The sequence below is a fragment of the Pseudomonas putida genome, assembly GCF_028682395.1.
In the GTDB taxonomy this organism is placed as follows: Bacteria; Pseudomonadota; Gammaproteobacteria; order Pseudomonadales; family Pseudomonadaceae; genus Aquipseudomonas; species Aquipseudomonas putida_AB.
On record NZ_JANHLC010000038.1, the window covers coordinates 1 to 538 of the forward strand.

Here is a 538-nt window from a genome sequence, read left to right on the forward strand (position 1 = left end):
GTTTTCATAGACCTTCACATCGCTATCGGTCCGGGCCGTCAGGCCGCTGTCGGCGATATTGATGGTCAAGGTGGTGCTGCTTAGATCTCCATCACCATCGCGGATGGTGTAAGTGAAAATATCCGTCGCACCAGTAGGCGTTACCGAGTTGGGGTTGCTGTGATAGACCGCAACGCCAGCCGCATTGATGGTCAATGTGCCGTAGGTGCCCACGATATTGGTATTCAAACCAGTGTCGATATTGACGATCTGGCCACCGGCTTTAACACCCACCACGGCTGCACCATCGGCGCCCAAAGTGTCGTTGCCCAGCACATTGGTGGTGACGGTGTCGCCCTCTGCGACCTGGGCGGTATCGGCCTTGGCGGTAGGTACATCGTCAACGATGCTGATCTGGATCGTGCCGGTGACCGTATTGCCTACCGAATCGGTGGCCGAGTAAGTGAAGGTTTCATTGAGGGCGATATTGGCGCCGTTATCACCGTTTGGCGTGTTGGTTACCGGCGAAGTCAGGGTGTAGGTGTAAGTGCCATTGCTG

Annotated in this window: 1 protein-coding gene; it reads right to left on the reverse strand. The window is 55.9% G+C overall.

The window, feature by feature from the left end; genetic code table 11:
• Nucleotides 1-538, reverse strand: a 538-nt coding sequence (locus NPS46_RS25130; RefSeq protein ID WP_274112050.1) for an Ig-like domain-containing protein, incomplete at both ends; no start/stop codon positions are given.